This is a genomic window from Actinomycetota bacterium (assembly GCA_005774595.1).
Taxonomy (GTDB): Bacteria; Actinomycetota; Coriobacteriia; order Anaerosomatales; family D1FN1-002; genus D1FN1-002.
Window position 1 is genome coordinate 733 of the sequence record VAUM01000502.1, and the last position, 340, is coordinate 1,072.

Consider the following 340-nt stretch of genomic DNA (forward strand, 5'->3'; position numbering starts at 1 on the left):
GCTCATTCGGCGGGACCGGCTCGTAGGGATCGACGCCGCCGGGCGCGAGATACCTGCTCTCGTCGCGGAGCGAGGTCTGGCGCTTCTGCGATTGGAGCCGTGCGAGGTAGGGCTGGAAGAGGTGTTCGTGGATCTGGTGGGCGCGAGCCGGGGTGACGCCTGATGAGCGCATTCGCGCGCTTCCTCGCCAAGGAGTTCACCGAGATCCGCCGAACGTGGCGCGGCCCCACCATTCTTGGGGTGCTGCTGTTCTTCGCGGTCATGAGTCCGCTCGCGGCGCTCGCCACGCCCGCTCTTCTGGCCTCGGTGACTGCGGGCCAGCCCGAGGTCGTCATCAAGC